Source organism: Lentzea indica (assembly GCF_012184385.1).
Lineage (GTDB): Bacteria > Actinomycetota > Actinomycetes > Mycobacteriales > Pseudonocardiaceae > Lentzea > Lentzea indica.
The window spans coordinates 1-4,160 of the sequence record NZ_VSRL01000433.1 but is presented as its reverse complement, the minus strand read 5'-3'; the positions used below and the strand labels follow the sequence as shown (position 1 = coordinate 4,160).

Sequence of the window (4,160 nt, the reverse complement as noted above, 5' to 3'; positions counted from 1 at the left end):
CGACAACCGGGTGCGGATGAGGTGGCGGGTGGTCGTGGACTTCGCCGAGGACGGTTCACAGATCACCGCGGTGCGCCCGTACGGCGACCTGCTGGCCGTACCCGGGAGGCGGCTGCTGGCCGTAACCCGGCTGCTGCGGCGGCTGCTGCCCGTACGGCCCACCGGGCTGCGGCTGCTGCCCGTAGGGGCCGGGCTGCTGCGGCGGGTAGGTCATCGAAACTCCCCCGATGCGGATGAGGTGATCTTTCGTTGGACATTGTGGTACTTCGCCGACCGACGCGCGGCCGAATGGGGTCTATCGACGCCCATGAGTGGTTATGCACACCCTGTGCAGGTGCCATCCGGGGGCGCCAAGGCCGTGTCTGATAACGATTGCGGCAACTCCACCGGGAATCGAGTGCGATGCACTGCGCTGTCGGGGTGGTGCGCCGGTTGCTCCGGCAGAACCACCCGGTTGGCCGCACGCCCTCCGGTCGTACTGGAGCCGCGCCGGAGCGGGTCCTCCGACGAGCACGGGTGGGGTGGGTTGCGGTGCGTGACCACCGATCGGACCAGTCAGTGGTCCACCTGGTGGGACGAGGGCGGGTTGCCGCCCGTCGCCGGGCCGCGGGCCGTACCAGGCGTGTTCGCGGTCGTCCGAGGGTGGTCGCGGACCGTAGGGGCCGGGCGGCCGCCCAGGTGCTCCCATGACCCTCTCCTCGGACTTCTCGCAGGTCGGCTGGCGTGTCGCTGGGCGCAACGCCGGTCGGGGTTTCTGGGACGCACCGTAGCGGGTAGGCGGTTCAACCGGACACCGAGATGGAGCAGTTGACCTCTGTTGGAGGCCGGACCGTTGCGTCACACGAGCGAAGATGATGTTGTGAGTACACGATTTTGTCGGTGATCGCCGGTACCGTAATCGGTACGAACACGGGAGGAGGGTGCCGACATGCAGCACGGTCATCCCGGCAGCCAACCCGATGAGGGTGGCGAGCTGAACCAGGGCAACAATTCTGCTGAGCTGACTGCGCAGATCAGGTTCCTCGAGGACGAGATCGCGTCGTTGCGTCGCAAGCTGACCGAGTCCCCGCGCCACACGCGGTTGCTCGAGCAGCGCTTGGCTGAGGCGACAGAGCGCGTCAGCCAGCTGACCGAGCGAAACACGAAGCTCATAGACACCCTCCGCGAAGCACGAAGCCAGTTGCTCGCGCTGCGTGAGGAAGTCGACCGGCTGGCCCAGCCACCCAGCGGGTACGGCGTCTTCATGGCGCGTTACGACGACGGGACGGTCGACGTCTTCACGTCCGGCCGCCGGATGCGGGTCGCCGTGTCCCCGGCGGTCGAGCCGGAGAAGATCTCCTACGGTCAGTCCGTCCGCCTCAACGAGGCGCTGACGGTCGTCGAGGCCGGCGGGTTCGAGCGGTCGGGTGAGGTCTGCGCACTGCGGGAGGTGCTCACCGAAGACGGTGAGGACACGATCGCCCGCGCGCTGGTCGTCGGCCACGCGGACGAGGAGAGGGTGGTCTGGCTCGCCCAGCCGCTGCTCGACTCACCGCTCAAGCCCGGCGACTCGCTGCTGGTCGACTCGAAGGCGGGCTTCGCCTACGAACGGGTCCCCAAGGCCGAGGTCGAGGACCTCGTGCTCGAAGAGGTCCCGGACATCGACTACAGCGACATCGGCGGTCTGTCCCGGCAGATCGAGCAGATCCGCGACGCCGTGGAGCTGCCCTTCCTGCACGCCGACCTGTTCCGCGAGTACGAGCTGCGCCCGCCCAAGGGCGTGCTGCTCTACGGCCCTCCCGGCTGCGGCAAGACGCTCATCGCGAAGGCGGTGGCGAACTCCCTGGCCAAGAAGGTGCGGGAGATCCGCGGCGAAACCGACAAGCAGGCCAAGTCCTACTTCCTCAACATCAAGGGCCCCGAGCTCCTCAACAAGTTCGTCGGTGAGACCGAGCGGCACATCCGCCTGATCTTCCAGCGGGCTCGTGAGAAGGCGTCAGAGGGCACCCCGGTGATCGTGTTCTTCGACGAGATGGACTCGATCTTCCGCACCCGCGGTTCCGGTGTGTCGTCCGACGTCGAGACGACGATCGTGCCCCAGCTGCTCTCGGAGATCGACGGCGTCGAGGGCCTGGAGAACGTCATCGTCATCGGCGCCTCCAACCGTGAAGACATGATCGACCCGGCGATCCTCCGCCCCGGCCGCCTCGACGTGAAGATCAAGATCGAGCGACCGGACGCCGAGGGCGCGAAGGACATCTTCAACAAGTACCTGACGCCGAACCTCCCGCTGCACGCCGACGACCTCGCCGAGTTCGGCGGGGACCCGAAGGCCTGCATCGAGGGCATGGTGCAGCACACCGTCGAGCGCATGTACGAGGAGTCCGAGGAGAACCGCTTCCTGGAGGTCACCTACGCCAACGGTGACAAGGAGGTCCTGTACTTCCGGGACTTCAACTCCGGCGCGATGATCCAGAACATCGTCGACAGGGCCAAGAAGGCGGCGATCAAGTCGCTGCTGGACACCAAGCAGCCCGGACTCTCGGTCCGGCACCTGCAGGCCGCCATCGTCGACGAGTTCGCCGAGAACGAGGACCTGCCGAACACGACGAACCCGGACGACTGGGCACGCATCTCGGGCAAGAAGGGCGAGCGGATCGTCTACATCCGCACGCTCGTCACCGGGAAGAACCAGGAGACGGGCCGCGCGATCGACACGGCCACGAACACCGGCACCTACCTGTAACCAGCTCGGTTGCAAAGGAACAGCACGGAAACCGCCCCGGTCGCTTCGGCCGGGGCGGTTTCGTTCACACCAGGCCCGACTCGTAGGCCGCGATCACGAGCTGGGCGCGGTCACGGGCGTGCAGCTTGGCCAGCAGGTTCCCGATGTGCGTCTTCACCGTGCCGGGGCTGACGTGCAGCTCGGCCATGATCTCCGCGTTGGACAGTCCCCGCGCGACCAGCAGCAGGACTTCCTTCTCCCGCTCGGTCAGCCGCTCCAGCCCCGACACCACCGGTGACGCCGGCCGGCTGACGAACTCGGAGATGAGCCGCCGCGTGATCGACGGCGACAGCAGCGACTCGCCCGACGCCACCACCCGGATCGCGGCCAGCAGCTCGGCCGGTGGTGTGTCCTTCAGCAGGAAACCCGAGGCGCCTGCCCGCAACGCGCCGAACACGTACTCGTCCAGGTCGAACGTCGTCAGCACCAGCACCTTCGGACCGTCCAGCAGCCGCGTGGCCTCGATGCCGTCCATCTCCGGCATGCGGATGTCCATCAGGACCACGTCCGGCTTCAGCGACGCGGCCAGCGCCACGGCTTCGGCTCCGGTGCCCGCCTCGCCCACCGCGGTCAGGTCAGGTTCGTTGTCGACCAGCAGGCGGAAGCTCGCGCGCAGCAATGCCTGGTCGTCGACGATCAGCACGCTGGTCATCGGTACGGCAGCTCCGCCACGACCCGGAAACTGCCGTTCTCACCGGGCCCGGCGCTGAACGTGCCGCCGTACACCGCCACGCGTTCGCGCATGCCGATCAACCCATGTCCCACTCCGAGCTCCTTCACCCCAGGTCCGTCGTCCGCCACGTCGATGCGCACCAACGACGGAGTCACCTCCACCGTGACCGTGCACGCTGCCGGCGCCGCGTGCTTCACGACGTTGGTCAAAGCCTCCTGCACGATCCGGTATGCCGACAGCCCGACCCCCTCCGGCACAACGGAGTCGCCCCGCACGTCCAACGAGACGCGCACCCCCGCCAGTGACGCCCGGTCGGCCAGTTCCACCAGCCCGTCGAGGCCGGGGGAGGGCGCCAGGTCGGCGTCCGAGCGCAGGACGCCGAGCAGGCCACGCATCTCGGTGAGTGCCGCGCGGCTCGTCTCCGAGATCACCTCCAGAGCCTGGTAGGCGTGCTCGGGTGAGCGCACATGTGCGGCGTTGGCCGCTTGCACGGCGATCAGGGACAGGTTGTGCGCCACCACGTCGTGCAGTTCGCGGGCGATGCGCAGGCGTTCGTCACCCAGCGCCTGCTCGGCCTGCTGCTCCATCTCCCGCGCGATGAACGAACGCCGCAGCCGTGTCGTGTAGCCGATCGCCCACACCGCGCCCAGCGCCGCCGTCGCCGCGAGCACGTTCTCCGGCTCGCCCCCGCCGAGGCCCGCGGACGCGACACCGCCACCGCGA

General features: G+C 68.2%; 4 protein-coding genes. 1 reads left to right on the top strand and 3 read right to left on the bottom strand.

The features are described 5' to 3' along the window. Positions 1–55: 55 nt before the first annotated feature. Entirely contained in the window at positions 56–214 is a 159-nt protein-coding gene (locus FXN61_RS47755) for a hypothetical protein (protein ID WP_167980385.1), read from the bottom strand. A gap of 714 nt (positions 215–928) precedes the next feature. Here FXN61_RS47755 and arc point away from each other — a divergent pair. Then, positions 929–2,725: a proteasome ATPase gene (gene arc, locus FXN61_RS47750; RefSeq protein WP_167980384.1), complete on the top strand. Its 1,797-nt coding sequence runs from the start codon at positions 929–931 to the stop codon at positions 2,723–2,725. A 64-nt stretch (positions 2,726–2,789) separates the two neighbouring features. Here the strand turns inward: arc and FXN61_RS47745 are convergent, their stop codons facing one another. Both FXN61_RS47745 and FXN61_RS47740 read right to left on the bottom strand, forming a co-directional pair. Beyond that, entirely contained in the window at positions 2,790–3,416 is a 627-nt protein-coding gene (locus FXN61_RS47745) for a response regulator (protein WP_167980383.1), read from the bottom strand. Next, positions 3,413–4,160 (bottom strand): sensor histidine kinase (locus FXN61_RS47740; protein ID WP_167980382.1); only part of this gene is annotated, 748 nt, incomplete at its 5' end. The genes FXN61_RS47745 and FXN61_RS47740, both read right to left, overlap by 4 nt.

Coding starts and splice junctions, on each gene's coding strand:
- FXN61_RS47745 (WP_167980383.1), bottom strand. CDS start 3,416: ATGACCAGCGTGCTGATCGTCGACGACCAGGCATTGCTGCGCGCGAGC.
- arc (WP_167980384.1), top strand. CDS start 929: ATGCAGCACGGTCATCCCGGCAGCCAACCCGATGAGGGTGGCGAGCTG.
- FXN61_RS47755 (WP_167980385.1), bottom strand. CDS start 214: ATGACCTACCCGCCGCAGCAGCCCGGCCCCTACGGGCAGCAGCCGCAG.